General features: G+C 61.5%; 1 protein-coding gene. It reads right to left on the minus strand.

The features are described 5' to 3' along the window. Positions 1–26: 26 nt before the first annotated feature. Positions 27–19,739, minus strand: coding sequence for an Ig-like domain-containing protein (locus tag AR456_RS14455; protein ID WP_056933010.1), 19,713 nt, complete (start codon positions 19,737–19,739; stop codon positions 27–29). Positions 19,740–20,385 lie beyond the last annotated feature (646 nt).

Genomic DNA, 20,385 nt, shown 5'->3' on the forward strand with positions numbered 1-20,385 from the left:
AAATCCCCACTTCCGGTTCCCCGGAATCAGGACACCTCCACGTTGACAGTGTCCTCGACCAGCAACGTCGTGCTGCCCAGGTCATATTCGGCGTAATTCGCGCCATCAATGTCCTGCGTGTTACCCGTCGCAGTCGCACCGGATACATTCAAGGTATCCGCCGAATCACCGGCGATCTGTAGGGTGTTGGCATCATCGGTCAGTTCGAGCACGGTCGACTCATCCAGTGTCAGGTTCGAGCCCGCATCGCCATCCACCAGCTCGATCCGCTCCAGATTCTCCAAACGGCCGTCAATCTGAGTCACATCCAGATCGATTCCACCGTCCAGCTCCAGGATGTCGAAGCCATCTCCACCGTCGACCATCACAAAGCTGTCATCGCTGACCTGCAACGTGTCATCGCCTTCACCGCCGCGCAGGATATCGTTGCCTCCTCCGCCGATCAGGGTGTCGTTGCCTGCATAGCCATACAGATAGTCGCTGTCATCTGTGCCCTGCAGGGTGTCAGCATCGCCAGTGCCTTCCGTGATAAAGCTGCTATCCGGGTTCAAAAGGCTAAGATCAGCCAGCTCCGTTGCACTATCCGTTCCCGTCTGCCCATCTGCAGCAGTACCCGTGATCGTAAAGCTTGGCAACACATTAAGGTCGGTTCCGAGCAGTCCTCCTCCCATACTTACCGTTGCCAGAAACTCGTTGATGGCCAGATTATCGATGGTGCCGCCATCCGCAGCAGTCACTGTCAGCGTCGCAGGGTTACCTATGCCCAACAGCATAAACATCTCTTCGAACTCGACGTTCAAACCCAGTTCGTTAGCCAACTCCTGCGAGTAGTTCAACGAGTCTTCACCAAGCCCCAGCAAGCCCAATATCTGAGTAATCGAAAGGGCGGTACTCATCTCGATCGTGACGGACTCGAGATTGTTATTCGGATCGTAGGCCGAAAACGCCTGGTTGCTGAGGTCGAGAAGCCCCAGGGCATCCACACCGACCAGTCCCAACAACCCGCTGCTGCTGACGTTGACAAACGGCGCTGTAGCATCGACGTCAAAGCTTACGGCGCCGGAAACAGCCGAGGCATTACCTGCTGCATCAGAAGCCCTCGCCGTGACGCTATAACTGCCGTTATCCAGCCAGACAGGGATGGTTACGCTGGAGACGCCATCTGCCACGTCATCTTCGGTCACGGTGTAATCGACAGTGGTGACGGAATTTCCTGTGTCGTCTTCCACTGTCAGGGTCAGTGTATCCCCTACCTCGGTATCCGCTCCCAGCGTCACCTCGGTCTGAATACCATCAGCCATCTCCCCTGTCTCGATTAGACCGTCATCCGCCTCGGCAATCGCCAGAGTTGGCTGTCCGGGTCCGGTCGCATCGACCACTATTGCGCCAAGTGAGGCAGCAGCACTGGTATTACCGGCCGTATTACTCTGGCGCACCTGGACAGCACCGTCAGCGTAGTCGCCTTCCGGCAACGCAAAGCTATCGCCAGAACCGTCCTCCCAGGTCAAGCCACCGTCGGTCGAGTATTCCCAGGAGCCATCGGCTACAAGGTCTGTGACGTTAACGGTGCCGTCGCTGGTAATGCCATCGTCATCGGCTACGCCTGTGTCGTTAGCCAAAGCGATGGTGGGAGCGCTGGGTCCCGTGGCATCCAGACTGGTGGTGTCGGTAATGGTGCCGCTGTTGCCGGCGGCGTCCGTAACCTCCGCCGTCACCGTGATCTCGCCATCGGCAAGGCCTGACAGGTCCTGACCGGCGACCGTCACGACGCCAGTGTCATCCACCGTGATATCGGCGGCCGCGACGGTGATCTCAGTAGTACCATCGCTGATGATCAGACTGGTGATGCTACTGCCCGCTTCCAGTTGACCGCTCAGCGTGACGCTGCCCACCTCATCGGCGCTCAGCAGCTCATCACCACCGTCGTCGAAGGCAATGCTGTTGCTGCCATCGCCATCGGACGGAACGGTGGTGTCCACGCTCACTGTCGCGTCCACGGCTGTTTCATTACCGGCCGCATCGGTGGCCGTCACGGTAATGGTGTTATCTCCTTCCGGCAGTGCCGCCAGGGTATCGTCGGCCAGACTCCAGCTGCCGTCACCGTTGTTGGTGGCGTCGTAGTCGGTGCCATCCACGGTCACCGTAATGGTGGCCGCGGGATCGTCCACCGTGCCGCTCAGGGCCGGCGTGGTATCGTTGGTGGTGAGCGGATCCAGTGCCACCGTCGGTGCCGTGGCATCCAGACTGGTGGTGTCGGTAATGGTGCCGCTGTTGCCGGCCGCATCGCTGACGGTCGCGGTGACGGTCAACTCGCCATCCGCCAGACTACTGAGATCCTGGCCAATAACACTGACCACACCGTCTGCATCGACACTGATATCCGCGGCATCCACCGTGATGGTGTCGGTGCCATCGCTGATCACCAGAGCGGTAATGCTGCTGCCCGCTTCCAGTTGACCGCTCAGCGTGACGCTGCCCACCTCATCGGCGCTCAGCAGCTCATCACCACCGTCGTCGAAGGCAATGCTGTTGCTGCCATCGCCATCGGACGGACCGGTGGTGTCCACGCTCACTGTCGCGTCCACTGCTGTTTCATTACCGGCCGCATCGGTGGCCGTCACGGTAATGGTGTTATCCCCTTCCGGCAGTGCCGCCAGGGTGTCGTCGGCCAGACTCCAGCTGCCGTCACCGTTGTTGATGGCGTCGTAGTCGGTGCCATCCACGGTCACTGTAATGGTGGCCGCGGGATCGTCCACCGTGCCGCTTAGTGCCGGCGTGGTATCGTTGGTGGTGAGCGGATCCAGTGCCACCGTCGGTGCCGTGGCATCCAGACTGGTGGTGTCGGTAATGGTGCCGCTGTTGCCGGCGGCATCGCTGACGGTCGCGGTGACGGTCAACTCGCCGTCCGCCAGGCTACTGAGATCCTGGCCAACAACACTGACCACACCGTCTGCATCGACACTGATATCCGCGGCATCCACCGTGATGGTGTCGGTGCCATCGCTGATCGCCAGAGCGGTAATGCTGCTGCCCGCCTCCAGTTGACCACTCAGCGTGACGCTGCCCACCTCATCGGCGCTCAGCAGCTCGTCGCCACCGTCGTCGAAGGCAATGCTGTTGAGACCATCGCCATCGGACGGACCGCTGGTGTCCACGCTCACTGTCGCGTCCACTGCTGTTTCATTACCGGCCGCATCGGTGGCCGTCACGGTAATGGTGTTATCCCCTTCCGGCAGTGCCGCCAGGGTATCGTCGGCCAGACTCCAGCTGCCGTCACCGTTGTTGGTGGCGTCGTAGTCGGTGCCATCCACGGTCACCGTAATGGTGGCCGCGGGATCGTCCACCGTGCCGCTCAGGGCCGGCGTGGTGTCGTTGGTGGTAAGCGGATCCAGCGCCACCGTCGGTGCCGTGGCATCCAGACTGGTGGTGTCGGTAATGGTGCCGCTGTTGCCGGCCGCATCGCTGACGGTCGCGGTGACGGTCAACTCGCCATCCGCCAGACTACTGAGATCCTGGCCAATAACACTGACCACACCGTCTGCATCGACACTGATATCCGCGGCATCCACCGTGATGGTGTCGGTGCCATCGCTGATCACCAGAGCGGTAATGCTGCTGCCCGCCTCCAGTTGACCGCTCAGCGTGACGCTGCCCACCTCATCGGCGCTCAGCAGCTCATCACCACCGTCGTCGAAGGCAATGCTGTTGCTGCCATCGCCATCGGACGGAACGGTGGTGTCCACGCTCACTGTCGCGTCCACGGCTGTTTCATTACCGGCCGCATCGGTGGCCGTCACGGTAATGGTGTTATCTCCTTCCGGCAGTGCCGCCAGGGTATCGTCGGCCAGACTCCAGCTACCGTCACCGTTGTTGGTGGCGTCGTAGTCGGTGCCATCCACGGTCACCGTAATGGTGGCCGCGGGATCGTCCACCGTGCCGCTCAGGGCCGGCGTGGTGTCGTTGGTGGTAAGCGGATCCAATGCCACCGTCGGTGCCGTGGCATCCAGACTGGTGGTGTCGGTAATGGTGCCGCTGTTGCCGGCGGCGTCCGTAACCTCCGCCGTCACCGTGATCTCGCCATCGGCAAGGCCTGACAGGTCCTGACCGGCGACCGTCACCGCACCCGCGCCATCCACCGTGATATCGGCGGCCGCGACGGTGATCTCAGTAGTACCATCGCTGATGATCAGGCTGGTAATGCTGCTGCCCGCCTCCAGTTGACCACTCAGCGTGACGCTGCCCACCTCATCGGCGCTCAGCAGCTCATCGCCACCGTCGTCGAAGGCAATGCTGTTGCTGCCATCGCCATCGGACGGACCGGTGGTGTCCACGCTCACTGTCGCGTCCACGGCTGTTTCATTACCGGCCGCATCGGTAGCCGTCACGGTAATGGTGTTATCCCCTTCCGGCAGTGCCGCCAGGGTATCGTCGGCCAGACTCCAGCTACCGTCACCGTTGTTGGTGGCGTCGTAGTCGGTGCCATCCACGGTCACCGTAATGGTGGCCGCGGGATCGTCCACCGTGCCGCTCAGGGCCGGCGTGGTGTCGTTGGTGGTAAGCGGATCCAATGCCACCGTCGGTGCCGTGGCATCCAGACTGGTGGTGTCGGTAATGGTGCCGCTGTTGCCGGCGGCGTCCGTAACCTCCGCCGTCACCGTGATCTCGCCATCGGCAAGGCCGGACAGGTCCTGACCGGCGACCGTCACCGCACCCGCGCCATCCACCGTGATATCGGCGGCCGCGACGGTGATCTCAGTCGTACCATCGCTGATGATCAGGCTGGTAATGCTGCTGCCCGCCTCCAGTTGACCACTCAGCGTGACGCTGCCCACCTCATCGGCGCTCAGCAGCTCGTCGCCACCGTCGTCGAAGGCAATGCTGTTGCTGCCATCGCCATCGGACGGACCGGTGGTGTCCACGCTCACTGTCGCGTCCACGGCTGTTTCATTACCGGCCGCATCGGTGGCCGTCACGGTAATGGTGTTATCCCCTTCCGACAGTGCCGCCAGGGTATCGTCGGCCAGACTCCAGCTGCCGTCACCGTTGTTGGTGGCGTCGTAGTCGGTGCCATCCACGGTCACTGTAATGGTGGCATCGGCATCATCCACCGTGCCGCTCAGGGCCGGCGTGGTGTCGTTGGTGGTAAGCGGATCCAGTGCCACCGTCGGTGCCGTGGCATCCAGGCTGGTGGTGTCGGTAATGGTGCCGCTGTTGCCGGCCGCATCGCTGACGGTCGCGGTGACGGTCAACTCGCCGTCCGCCAGGCTACTGAGATCCTGGCCAACAACACTGACCACACCGTCTGCATCGACACTGATATCCGCGGCATCCACCGTGATGGTGTCGGTGCCATCGCTGATCACCAGAGCGGTAATGCTGCTGCCCGCCTCCAGTTGACCGCTCAGCGTGACGCTGCCCACCTCATCGGCACTCAGCAGCTCATCGCCACCGTCGTCGAAGGCAATGCTGTTGCTGCCATCGCCATCGGACGGACCGGTGGTGTCCACGCTCACTGTCGCGTCCACGGCTGTTTCATTACCGGCCGCATCGGTGGCCGTCACGGTAATGGTGTTATCCCCTTCCGACAGTGCCGCCAGGGTATCGTCGGCCAGACTCCAGCTGCCGTCACCGTTGTTGGTGGCGTCGTAGTCGGTGCCATCCACGGTCACTGTAATGGTGGCCGCGGGATCGTCCACCGTGCCGCTCAGGGCCGGCGTGGTGTCGTTGGTGGTAAGCGGATCCAGTGCCACCGTCGGTGCCGTGGCATCCAGACTGGTGGTGTCGGTAATGGTGCCGCTGTTGCCGGCCGCATCGCTGACGGTCGCGGTGACGGTCAACTCGCCATCCGCCAGACTACTGAGATCCTGGCCAATAACACTGACCACACCGTCTGCATCGACACTGATATCCGCGGCATCCACCGTGATGGTGTCGGTGCCATCGCTGATCACCAGAGCGGTAATGCTGCTGCCCGCCTCCAGTTGACCACTCAGCGTGACGCTGCCCACCTCATCGGCGCTCAGCAGCTCGTCGCCACCGTCGTCGAAGGCAATGCTGTTGCTGCCATCGCCATCGGACGGACCGGTGGTGTCGACAGTGATCGCTTCCGTGACCACGGTCTCATTCCCCGCGGCATCGGTAGCGGTCACCGTGATCTCGGTATCGCCCTCCGGCAGTGCCGCCAGAGTGTCGTCGGCCAGACTCCAGCTGCCGTCACCGTTGTTGGTGGCGTCGTAGTCGATGCCATCCACGGTCACCGTAATGGTGGCCGCGGGGTCGTCCACCGTGCCGCTCAGGGCCGGCGTGGTGTCGTTGGTGGTGAGCGGATCCAGTGCCACCGTCGGTGCCGTGGCATCCAGACTGGTGGTGTCGGTAATGGTGCCGCTGTTGCCGGCCGCATCCGTAACCTCCGCCGTCACCGTGATCTCGCCATCGGCAAGGCCTGACAGGTCCTGACCGGCGACCGTTACGACGCCAGTGTCACTAACCGTGATATCCGCGGCATCCACCGTGATGGTGTCGGTGCCATCGCTGATCGCCAGAGCGGTAATGCTGCTGCCCGCCTCCAGTTGACCACTCAGCGTGACGCTGCCCACCTCATCGGCGCTCAGCAGCTCGTCGCCACCGTCGTCGAAGGCAATGCTGTTGCTGCCATCGCCATCGGACGGACCGGTGGTGTCCACGCTCACTGTCGCGTCCACGGCTGTTTCATTACCGGCCGCATCGGTGGCCGTCACGGTAATGGTGTTATCCCCTTCCGGCAGTGCCGCCAGGGTATCGTCGGCCAGACTCCAGCTGCCGTCACCGTTGTTGATGGCGTCGTAGTCGGTGCCATCCACGGTCACCGTGATGGTGGCCTCGGCATCATCCACCGTGCCGCTCAGGGCCGGCGTGGTGTCGTTGGTGGTGAGCGGATCCAGTGCCACCGTCGGTGCCGTGGCATCCAGACTGGTGGTATCGGTGAGGGTGCCGCTGTTGCCGGCGGCGTCCGTAACCTCCGCCGTCACCGTGATCTCGCCATCCGCCAGACTACTGAGATCCTGGCCAACAACACTGACCACACCGTCTGCATCGACACTGATATCCGCGGCATCCACCGTGATGGTGTCGGTGCCATCGCTGATCACCAGAGCGGTAATGCTGCTGCCCGCCTCCAGTTGACCACTCAGCGTGACGCTGCCCACCTCATCGGCACTCAGCAGCTCATCGCCACCGTCGTCGAAGGCAATGCTGTTGCTGCCATCGCCATCGGACGGACCGGTGGTGTCCACGCTCACTGTCGCGTCCACGGCTGTTTCATTACCGGCCGCATCGGTGGCCGTCACGGTAATGGTGTTATCCCCTTCCGGCAGTGCCGCCAGGGTATCGTCGGCCAGACTCCAGCTGCCGTCACCGTTGTTGGTGGCGTCGTAGTCGGTGCCATCCACGGTCACCGTAATGGTGGCCGCGGGGTCGTCCACCGTGCCGCTCAGGGCCGGCGTGGTATCGTTGGTGGTGAGCGGATCCAGTGCCACCGTCGGTGCCGTGGCATCCAGACTGGTGGTGTCGGTAATGGTGCCGCTGTTGCCGGCCGCATCGCTGACGGTCGCGGTGACGGTCAACTCGCCATCCGCCAGACTACTGAGATCCTGGCCAATAACACTGACCACACCGTCTGCATCGACACTGATATCCGCGGCATCCACCGTGATGGTGTCGGTGCCATCGCTGATCACCAGAGCGGTAATGCTGCTGCCCGCTTCCAGTTGACCGCTCAGCGTGACGCTGCCCACCTCATCGGCGCTCAGCAGCTCATCACCACCGTCGTCGAAGGCAATGCTGTTGCTGCCATCGCCATCGGACGGACCGGTGGTGTCCACGCTCACTGTCGCGTCCACGGCTGTTTCATTACCGGCCGCATCGGTGGCCGTCACGGTAATGGTGTTATCCCCTTCCGGCAGCGCCGCCAGGGTGTCGTCGGCCAGACTCCAGCTGCCGTCACCGTTGTTGGTGGCGTCGTAGTCGGTGCCATCCACGGTCACCGTGATGGTGGCCTCGGCATCATCCACCGTGCCGCTCAGGGCCGGCGTGGTGTCGTTGGTGGTAAGCGGATCCAGTGCCACCGTCGGTGCCGTGGCATCCAGGCTGGTGGTGTCGGTGAGGGTGCCGCTGTTGCCGGCGGCGTCCGTAACCTCCGCCGTCACCGTGATCTCGCCATCGGCAAGGCCGGACAGGTCCTGACCGGCGACCGTCACCGCACCCGCGCCATCCACCGTGATATCGGCGGCCGCGACGGTGATCTCAGTCGTACCATCGCTGATGATCAGGCTGGTAATGCTGCTGCCCGCCTCCAGTTGACCACTCAGCGTGACGCTGCCCACCTCATCGGCGCTCAGCAGCTCGTCGCCACCGTCGTCGAAGGCAATGCTGTTGCTGCCATCGCCATCGGACGGACCGGTGGTGTCGACAGTGATCGCTTCCGTGACCACGGTCTCATTCCCCGCGGCATCGGTAGCGGTCACCGTGATCTCGGTATCACCCTCCGGCAGTGCCGCCAGGGTGTCGTCGGCCAGACTCCAGCTACCGTCACCGTTGTTGGTGGCGTCGTAGTCGGTGCCACCCACGCTCACCGTGATGGTGGCCGCGGGGTCGTCCACCGTGCCGCTCAGGGCCGGCGTGGTGTCGTTGGTGGTGAGCGGATCCAGTGCCACCGTCGGTGCCGTGGCATCGAGGCTGGTGGTGTCGGTGATGGTGCCGCTGTTGCCGGCGGCGTCCGTAACCTCCGCCGTCACCGTGATCTCGCCATCGGCAAGGCCACTCAGGTCCTGACCGGCGACCGTCACCGCACCCGCGCCACCCACCGTGATATCGGCGGCCGCGACGGTGATCTCAGTCGTACCATCGCTGATGATCAGGCTGGTAATGCTGCTGCCCGCCTCCAGTTGACCGCTCAGCGTGACGCTGCCCACCTCATCGGCACTCAGCAGCTCGTCGCCACCGTCGTTGAAGGCAATGCTGTTGCTGCCATCGCCATCGGACGGACCGGTGGTGTCGACAGTGATCGCTTCCGTGACCACGGTCTCATTCCCCGCGGCATCGGTAGCGGTCACCGTGATCTCGGTATCACCCTCCGGCAGTGCCGCCAGGGTGTCGTCGGCCAGACTCCAGCTACCGTCACCGTTGTTGGTGGCGTCGTAGTCGGTGCCACCCACGCTCACCGTGATGGTGGCCTCGGCATCGTCCACCGTGCCGCTCAGGGCTGGCGTGGTGTCGTTGGTGGTGAGCGGATCCAGTGCCACCGTCGGTGCCGTGGCATCCAGGCTGGTGGTGTCGGTGATGGTGCCGCTGTTGCCGGCCGCATCGCTGACGGTCGCGGTGACGGTCAACTCGCCGTCCGCCAGGCTACTGAGATCCTGGCCAACAACACTGACCACACCGTCTGCATCGACACTGATATCTGCGGCATCCACCGTGATGGTGTCGGTGCCATCGCTGATCGCCAGAGCGGTAATGCTGCTGCCCGCCTCCAGTTGACCGCTCAGCGTGACGCTGCCCACCTCATCGGCGCTCAGCAGCTCGTCGCCACCGTCGTCGAAGGCAATGCTGTTGCTGCCATCGCCATCGGACGGACCGCTGGTGTCCACGCTCACTGTCGCGTCCACTGCTGTTTCATTACCGGCCGCATCGGTGGCCGTCACGGTAATGGTGTTATCCCCTTCCGACAGTGCCGCCAGGATATCGTCGGCCAGACTCCAGCTACCGTCACCGTTGTTGGTGGCGTCGTAGTCGGTGCCATCCACGGTCACCGTAATGGTGGCCGCGGGATCATCCACCGTGCCGCTCAGGGCCGGCGTGGTGTCGTTGGTGGTGAGCGGATCCAGTGCCACCGTCGGTGCCGTGGCATCCAGGCTGGTGGTGTCGGTGATGGTGCCGCTGTTGCCGGCGGCATCGCTGACGGTCGCGGTGACGGTCAACTCGCCGTCCGCCAGACTACTGAGATCCTGGCCAACAACACTGACCACACCGTCTGCATCGACACTGATATCCGCGGCATCCACCGTGATGGTGTCGGTGCCATCGCTGATCGCCAGAGCGGTAATGCTGCTGCCCGCCTCCAGTTGACCACTCAGCGTGACGCTGCCCACCTCATCGGCGCTCAGCAGCTCGTCGCCACCGTCGTCGAAGGCAATGCTGTTGCTGCCATCGCCATCGGACGGACCGGTGGTGTCCACGCTCACTGTCGCGTCCACGGCTGTTTCATTACCGGCCGCATCGGTGGCCGTCACGGTAATGGTGTTATCCCCTTCCGACAGTGCCGCCAGGGTATCGTCGGCCAGACTCCAGCTGCCGTCACCGTTGTTGGTGGCGTCGTAGTCGGTGCCATCCACGGTCACTGTAATGGTGGCCGCGGGATCGTCCACCGTGCCGCTCAGGGCCGGCGTGGTGTCGTTGGTGGTAAGCGGATCCAGTGCCACCGTCGGTGCCGTGGCATCGAGGCTGGTGGTATCGGTGAGGGTGCCGCTGTTGCCGGCGGCGTCCGTAACCTCCGCCGTCACCGTGATCTCGCCATCGGCAAGGCCGGACAGGTCCTGACCGGTGACCGTTACGACGCCAGCGTCACTAACCGTGATATCCGCGGCATCCACCGTGATGGTGTCGGTGCCATCGCTGATCACCAGAGCGGTAATGCTGCTGCCCGCCTCCAGTTGACCACTCAGCGTGACGCTGCCCACCTCATCGGCGCTCAGCAGCTCATCACCACCGTCGTCGAAGGCAATGCTGTTGCTGCCATCGCCATCGGACGGACCGGTGGTGTCCACGCTCACTGTCGCGTCCACGGCTGTTTCATTACCGGCCGCATCGGTGGCCGTCACGGTAATGGTGTTATCCCCTTCCGGCAGTGCCGCCAGGGTATCGTCGGCCAGACTCCAGCTACCGTCACCGTTGTTGGTGGCGTCGTAGTCGGTGCCATCCACGGTCACCGTAATGGTGGCCGCGGGATCGTCCACCGTGCCGCTCAGGGCCGGCGTGGTGTCGTTGGTGGTAAGCGGATCCAGTGCCACCGTCGGTGCCGTGGCATCCAGACTGGTGGTGTCGGTAATGGTGCCGCTGTTGCCGGCCGCATCGCTGACGGTCGCGGTGACGGTCAACTCGCCGTCCGCCAGGCTACTGAGATCCTGGCCAACAACACTGACCACACCGTCTGCATCGACACTGATATCTGCGGCATCCACCGTGATGGTGTCGGTGCCATCGCTGATCGCCAGAGCGGTAATGCTGCTGCCCGCCTCCAGTTGACCGCTCAGCGTGACGCTGCCCACCTCATCGGCACTCAGCAGCTCATCGCCACCGTCGTCGAAGGCAATGCTGTTGCTGCCATCGCCATCGGACGGACCGGTGGTGTCCACGCTCACTGTCGCGTCCACGGCTGTTTCATTACCGGCCGCATCGGTGGCCGTCACGGTAATGGTGTTATCCCCTTCCGACAGTGCCGCCAGGGTATCGTCGGCCAGACTCCAGCTGCCGTCACCGTTGTTGGTGGCGTCGTAGTCGGTGCCATCCACGGTCACTGTAATGGTGGCCGCGGGATCGTCCACCGTGCCGCTCAGGGCCGGCGTGGTGTCGTTGGTGGTAAGCGGATCCAGTGCCACCGTCGGTGCCGTGGCATCCAGACTGGTGGTGTCGGTAATGGTGCCGCTGTTGCCGGCCGCATCGCTGACGGTCGCGGTGACGGTCAACTCGCCGTCCGCCAGACTACTGAGATCCTGGCCAACAACACTGACCACACCGTCTGCATCGACACTGATATCCGCGGCATCCACCGTGATGGTGTCGGTGCCATCGCTGATCGCCAGAGCGGTAATGCTGCTGCCCGCCTCCAGTTGACCACTCAGCGTGACGCTGCCCACCTCATCGGCGCTCAGCAGCTCGTCGCCACCGTCGTCGAAGGCAATGCTGTTGCTGCCATCGCCATCGGACGGACCGGTGGTGTCGACAGTGATCGCGCCGAGGGAAGCTGTATCACTGGTGTTACCCGCTACATCGACCTGACGCACCTGCACAACACCATCCGCGTAGACGTCTTCCGGCAACGCAAAGCTATCGCCTGCCCCTGTCTCCCAGGTCGTACCACCGTCGGTGGTATATTCCCAAGTAGCGTCCGGCTCGAGACCCGACACCGTTACCACGCCCTCACTGGTGATGCCATCGCCATCCACGCCGGTGTCGTTGCTCAAGGCAATGGTCGGCGCAGCTGGCAGCGTCGCATCGACCTCAACGGCACCGAGCGACGCAGTGTCACCTACGTTACCCGCAGCATCGGTCTGGCGCACCTGCACAGCACCATCAGCGTAGACACCTTCCGGTAACGCAAAGCTGTCGCCTGATCCAGCCGCCCAGGTCGTACCACCGTCGGTGGTGTATTCCCAAGTGGTGTCCGACTCAAGGCCCGACACCGCTACCGCACCCTCACTGGTGATGCCATCGCCATCCACGCCGGTGTCGCTGATCAAGGCAATAGTAGGAGCATCGGGAGACACAGTATCAACGTTCAACTCGAATGCGGCGCTGGTATCACTGACATTACCCGCACTATCTGTTGCAGTGGCAGTAAAGCTGTAGTCGCCATCCGCCAGCGCAGCATCGGGTGTATAACTCCAGTTGCCGCTGGCATCAGCAATCACAGTGCCCAACGACACGCCGTTCTGGAAAATCTCCACAGTACTGCCGGCTTCCCCGCTTCCCTGCAGCTCTGGCTGGTTATCGTTGGTGCTGTCTCCACTTGCCAGGTCGCCCTGTACCGGATCAACGTCGTCAACAGCAGAAATGACCGGTACGGCAGGAGGCGTGGTATCCACAAGATCCGCGTCGGTGACGATGGTGGTCGGATCACTGATGTTGCCTGCTTCATCCGTAGCCGTGACCGATACCTCGGTTTCATCCGCCAGCGCCGGATCCAGTGCCACACTCCAGTTCCCTTCCGGATCAGCGCTAGTGGTGTAATCCGGCGTGCCGTCTCCATCGACGTCGATGTCAACCGTGCTGCCCGCTTCCGCAGTCCCCGTCAGCAGCGTACCGTCGCTCTCATTAACCACCGGCGCATCAGGGGCCGTGGTATCTGGCGCCGTGGCCGCAGTCGGGTCAGACTCGTTGCCTGCACCGTCGGTCTGCACCACCTCCAGTGCTTCGCCATTGGTCTGCGCCGGATCCACATCCACCGCGAACTGGCCGTCATCACCCACGGTGCCACTGCCGATCGCCGCACCATCAGGATCGGTCACCGTGACGGTTGCACCAGGCTCACCTTCGCCGGTCACAACGGTACCGTCGTCATTAACCGCTACATTAGCGGGCGCATCGGGGGCCGTGGTGTCAGGTGCAGCGACATTAGTCGGGTCGGACTCATTGCCGGCGCCGTCTGTCTGCACCGCCTCCAGTGCTTCGCCATTGGTCTGCGCCGGATCCACATCCACCGCGAACTGGCCGTCATCACCCACGGTGCCACTGCCGATCGCCGCACCATCAGGATCGGTCACCGTGACGGTTGCACCAGGCTCACCTTCGCCGGTCACAACGGTACCGTCGTCATTAACCGCTACATTAGCGGGCGCATCGGGGGCCGTGGTGTCAGGTGCAGCGACATTAGTCGGGTCGGACTCATTGCCGGCGCCGTCTGTCTGCACCACCTCCAGTGCTTCGCCATTGGTCTGCGCCGGATCCACATCCACCGCGAACTGGCCGTCATCACCCACGGTGCCACTGCCGATCGCCGCACCATCAGGATCGGTCACTGTGACGGTTGCACCAGGCTCACCTTCGCCGGTCACAACGGTACCGTCGTCATTAACCGCTACATTAGCGGGCGCATCGGGGGCCGTGGTGTCAGGTGCGGTGACATTGGTCGGATCGGACTCGTTGCCTGCCGGGTCAGCCTGCACCACTTCCAGTGCTTCGCCGTTGGTCTGCGCCGGATCCACGTCCACCGCGAACTGACCATCATCACCCGCCGTGCCTTCCCCAACCACATTGCCATCAGCGTCAGTCACGGTGACCGTGGCGCCGGGCTCACCCTCGCCAGTCACAACGGTACCGTCGTCATTGACCGCCACATTGGCGGGTGCATCGGGCGCCGTGGTGTCAGGTGCGGTGACATTGGTCGGATCGGACTCGTTGCCCGCCGGGTCAGCCTGCACCACTTCCAGTGCTTCGCCGTTGGTCTGCGCCGGATCCACGTCCACCGCGAACTGACCATCATCACCCGCCGTGCCTTCCCCAATCACATTGCCATCAGCGTCAGTCACGGTGACCGTGGCGCCGGGCTCACCCTCGCCAGTCACAACGGTACCGTCGTCATTGACCGCCACATTGGCGGGTGCATCGGGGGCAGTGGTGTCCGGAGCGGTGACATTGGTCGGATCGGACTCGTTGCCTGCCGGGTCAGCCTGCACCACCTCCAGTGCTTCGCCGTTGGTCTGCGCCGGGTCCACATCCACCGCAAACTGACCATCATCACCCGCCGTGCCTTCCCCAATCACATTGCCATCAGCGTCAGTCACGGTGACCGTGGCGCCGGGCTCACCCTCGCCAGTCACAACGGTACCGTCGTCATTGACCGCCACATTGGCGGGTGCATCGGGGGCAGTGGTGTCCGGAGCGGTGGCTGTTGCCGGGTCAGATATGTTTCCTGCCGCATCGGCCTGCACGACCTCCAGTGCTTCGCCGTTGGTCTGCGACGGATCCACGTCCACCGCGAACTGACCGTCATCGCCCACAGTGCCGCTACCGATCACCGCACCATCAGAGTCGGTCACTGTGACCGTGGCACCTGGCTCACCTTCGCCAGTCACAACGGTGCCGTCGTCATTGACCGCGACTTCAGTTGGAGTACTCGGTGCAGCCGTGTCGATCGTCAGTTCAAATGCAGCACTGGTATCACTGACGTTGCCTGCGTCATCTGTTGCCGTAGCGGTAAAGCTGTAGTCGCCATCCGCCAGTTCCGTAGCCGGTGTATAACTCCAGTTACCGCTGGCATCAGCGGTAACAGTGCCCAGCGATGTACCGTTCTGGAAGATCTCCACGGTACTGTCGGCTTCGGCCGTGCCCATCAAGGTCGGTAGGGTATCGTTAGTGCTGTCCCCAGTTGCCAGGTCGCCCTGTACCGGATCAACGTCGTCAACAGCAGAAATGACCGGTACGGCAGGAGGCGTGGTATCCACAAGATCCGCGTCGGTGACGATGGTGGTCGGATCACTGATGTTGCCTGCTTCATCCGTAGCCGTGACCGATACCTCGGTTTCATCCGCCAGCGCCGGATCCAGTGCCACACTCCAGTTCCCTTCCGGATCAGCGCTAGTGCTGTAATCCGGCGTGCCGTCTCCATCGACGTCGATGTCAACCGTGCTGCCCGCTTCCGCAGTCCCCGTCAGCAGCGTACCGTCGCTCTCATTAACCACCGGCGCATCAGGGGCCGTGGTATCTGGCGCCGTGGCCGCAGTCGGGTCAGACTCGTTGCCTGCACCGTCGGTCTGCACCACCTCCAGTGCTTCGCCATTGGTCTGCGCCGGATCCACATCCACCGCGAACTGGCCGTCATCACCCACGGTGCCACTGCCGATCGCCGCACCATCAGGATCGGTCACCGTGACGGTTGCACCAGGCTCACCTTCGCCGGTCACAACGGTACCGTCGTCATTAACCGCTACATTAGCGGGCGCATCGGGGGCCGTGGTGTCAGGTGCAGCGACATTAGTCGGGTCGGACTCATTACCAGCGCCGTCTGTCTGCACCACCTCCAGTGCTTCGCCATTGGTCTGCGCCGGATCCACATCCACCGCGAACTGACCATCATCACCCGCCGCGCCTTCCCCAATCACATTGCCATCAGGGTCGGTCACCGTGACCGTGGCACCAGGCTCACCTTCGCCGGTCACAACGGTGCCGTCGTCATTGACCGCTACATTGGTGGGTGCATCGGGGGCGGTGGTATCCGGGGTCGGGGCCGTGGCCGTCGCCGGGTCGGATGTATTGCCTGCCGCATCAGCCTGCACCACCTCCAGTGCTTCGCCGTTGGTTTGCGGAGGGGCCACGTCCACAGTGAACTGACCATCATCGCCCACGGTGCCGCTACCGATCACCGTACCATCCGGGTTGGTCACGCTGACCGTGGCACCAGGCTCACCCTCGCCAGTCACGGCGGTGCCATCGTCATTGACCGCGACTTCAGCTGGAGTCCCCGGCGCAGCCGTGTCAATCGTCAGTTCAAATGTATCACTGGGATCACTGACGTTACCTGCGACATCCGTTGCGGTGGCAGTAAAGCTGTATGTGTTATCAGTCAACCCAGCTACCGGTGTGTAATTCCAGTTGCCGCTGGCATCAGCGATTGCAGTGCCTATTGAAGTGCCGTCCTGGAAAATCTCCACCGTGCTGCCAGCTTCAGCCGAGCCGGTCAAGGTCGGCTGGGTATCGTTGGTGCTGTCACCACTCTCCAGATTGCCCTGTACCGGATCTACATCGTCAACGGCAGAAATGATCGGTGCAGTAGGAGGCGTGGTATCCGCAAGATCGGCATCGGTAGTGATGGTTGCAGGACCACTGGTGTTGCCCGCCTCATCGGAGGCCGTGACCGATACTTCAGTACCATCCGGCAGTGCCGGATCCAGTGCCACACTCCAGCTACCATCCACATCAGCAATCACCGTGTTATCCGGCGTGCCGTCTCCATTGACATCAATATCGATCGTGCTGCCGGCTTCTGCGGTACCCGTCAGCAACGCACCATCGCTGTCATTAACCACCGGCGCGTCGGGCGCTGTGGCATCCAGAGTAGTGGTATCAGTAACCGAAATGGGATCGCCAGCCGAATTTGTCCCTTCCGCCGTGACGGTGATCTCTCCATCGGCCAGGCTGCTCAAGTCCTGCCCCGCGATGGTAACAACACCATCCGCATCGATATTGATATCTGCCACCGCCACAACGATGTCAGTGGTGCCGTCACTGATGGTGATCGAGTCAAAGACACTCCCCGAGTCCAATTGACCACTGAGAGTCACGCTGGTTGCTTCCTCTGCATTCAGCAGAGAGTCATCAAAACCAATACTACTGTCACCCGGAGGCGTGGTTGGGTCGACCTCGATGATGAGATCAACGGTTCCTGCATTCCCGGCAGGATCGGTAGCCGTCACGGTGATGATGACAGCCTCATCGCCCGGCAGGACAGCACTTAGGCTATCGTCCGGCTGAGTCCAGGTGCCATCACCGTTGTTGATTGCGGTATATTCCGTACCATTGACCGTGACCGTGATCACCGCTTCAGGATCATCCACAGTACCGGTCAGGCCATCGACCCCATCGCTGACGCTACCTGAGTCCAGGTCCACAACAGGTGCAGTAGTGTCGATCGCCAGCTCAAAGGCTGTACTGATGTCACTGACGTTGCCTGCGCCATCCGTTGCCGTAGCAGTAAAGCTGTAAGAGCCATCCACCAGTTCCGTAGCCGGTGTATAACTCCAGTTGCCGCTGGCATCAGCGGTAACAGTGCCCAGCGATGTACCGTTCTGGAAGATCTCCACGGTACTGCCAGCTTCGGCAGTCCCCATCAAGGTCGGCAGAGTATCGTTGGTACTGTCGCCACTCTCCAGGCTGCCCTGCACCGGGTCGACGTCGTCCAGAGCGGAAATGACCGGTACGGCAGGAGGCGTGGTATCCACAAGATCCGCGTCGGTGACGATGATGGTCGGATCACTGATGTTGCCTGCTTCATCCGTAGCCGTGACCGATACCTCGGTTTCATCCGCCAGCGCCGGATCCAGTGCCACACTCCAGTTCCCTTCCGGATCAGCGCTAGTGCTGTAATCCGGCGTGCCGTCTCCATCGATGTCGATGTCAACCGTGCTGCCCGCTTCCGCAGTACCCGTCAGCAGCGTACCGTCGCTCTCATTAACCACCGGCGCATCAGGGGCCGTGGTATCTGGCGCCGTGGCCGCAGTCGGATCAGACTCGTTGCCTGCACCGTCGGTCTGCACCACCTCCAGTGCTTCGCCATTGGTCTGCGCCGGATCCACGTCCACCGTGAACTGCCCATCTTCAGTAACAGTAGCTTCCCCAATCACATTGCCATCAGGGTCGGTAACGCTGACCGTCGCTCCCGGCTCACCGGTACCAGTCACGATGGAGCCATCGTCACTCACTGTGACGTCGGAAGGCGCATCAGGTGCCGTGGTATCAGGTGCAATGACATTGGTTGGCTCGGACTCGTTGCCCGCAGCGTCAGCCTGTACGACTTCCAGTGATTCGCCATCGGTCTGCGCAGGGTCCACGTCCACTGCGAACTGACCATCATCGCCTACCGTGGCTTCCCCAATCACATTGCCATCAGGATCAGTTACGGTAACAGTGGCACCCGGTTCACCACCGCCAGTCACGGTGGTGCCATCATCACTCACGGTAACGTTGGAGGGCGCATCAGGAGCAGTAGTATCGGGGTCTCCGGGAGCATCAGTATCGGGGGCTGTGACATTGGTCGGCTCAGACTCGTTGCCCGCAGCATCGGTCTGTACGACTTCCAGCGATTCGCCATCAGTCTGTGCAGGATCCACGTCCACCGTAAACTGACCATCATCGTCAACCGTGCCATCACCAACCACATTGCCATCCGGGTCGGTCACGGTGACGGTTGCACCCGGTTCACCACCGCCAGTCACGGTGGTGCCATCATCACTCACAGCAACGTCGGTAGGCGCATCAGGTGCCGTAGTATCGGGGGCTGTAACATTGGTCGGCTCAGACTCGTTGCCCGCAGCATCGGTTTGTACGACTTCCAGCGATTCGCCATCAGTCTGTGCAGGATCCACGTCCACCGCGAACTGACCATCGTCACCAACTGTGCCTTCACCGACTACATTGCCATCCGAGTCGGTCACTGTAACGGTGGCACCCGGCTCACCACCTCCAGTCACGGTGGTGCCATCATCACTCACGGTAACGTCGGTAGGTGCATCAGGAGCCGTGGTATCGGGTGCTGTGACGTTGGTTGGTTCGGACTCGTTGCCCGCCTCGTCTGTCACCACCACTTCCAGTGATTCGCCATCGGTCTGCGGAGGATCCACGTCCACCGTGAACTGACCATCGTCACCAACTGTGCCTTCACCAACCACGTTGCCATCTGGGTCAGTCACGGTGACGACCGTGCCAGGCTCGCCTCGTCCAGTCACAGTAGTACCGTCATCACTTACATCGACGTCGGTGGGCGCGTCCGGGGCAATCGTGTCTACACCACCAGAACCATTATCATCATCGCTACCACTACCACCGCTACTGCCTGCAGACGCCACTCCAGCAATAAGGCCAGCCGCCCCCACACCACCGAGAATTGCCCAACCCGCGCTTTTATCAGACTCCGACTCGGCACCCGTCACCATGCCGAAATCAGCCATCTCACCCTGTGGGATATACTCTGCCGCAACAATGCCACCATCCGCCGCCGGCTGCAGTTGCGCCCAGACTATCTCGCCATTCTCATCCACCAGATAGAGTTCGCTGGTGCCAGCGCCACTATCTGCATAGAAATCAATGATTTTGATCGACCGGCCATCTACGGTCTCGATAACAAGGTCACTTCCATCCCTGGATAACTGCTGAATATCCTCAGGAGCCATGTCCAACAAGATTTTCGAGGGTTCCTGAACCGCCACGTCTCCGACCAAAGTCCAAGAAGCGGCTTCACTAAACTCAGTATTCAGCTGCGTAACTTTGACATCCATCCCTTATGTCCCCTTATTATAACGTCTTTTATCGAAAGCATTGATCCCAAGAATAAAACCGTCATCTTCCATGCACTTAAGGAATAGCTTATGCACCAGATATAAATAGTTCCAGTAATAATTAAGCCCACACACAATACATTAAAAAAAATACCAAAATTTCCCAAAAAGTAACTTTCAATTACATTAATGAAAAAATTATAACCACACTTATATTCAGACATCTGCTACGGCGAGAACCACAGTGCAACACACTCCACCATACTTATCTGCATCACCACATAGGCTGATGACAGGCCCTGCTCACTCGTCGACAGCACAGCTGACACTTCTTCAACAGCAGAGATACCGCAAACGGAAAGGCGGCAAAAGGACAAGCGACACTGATTCAAATTACAAAAAATATTTAAAATTAAAACAAAAAATATATTTACACATCAAAAACACTGTCCTGCGAATAAAGAAACATTGTCTGACAAATCACCCCCAAAAACACAGACCAACATAATCCTTGAAAAAACAAGTTAAACCTCACCATCTACAACAACACCTCACTCGTTCATAATTAGAACTACGACTAGCAAAGGTGGATAACGTCTCCCGCACTGAAAACCACTCCACATTCTGACGATGGAAAATATAAATA

Origin of the sequence: Halomonas huangheensis (genome assembly GCF_001431725.1) — a bacterium.
GTDB lineage: Bacteria > Pseudomonadota > Gammaproteobacteria > Pseudomonadales > Halomonadaceae > Halomonas > Halomonas huangheensis.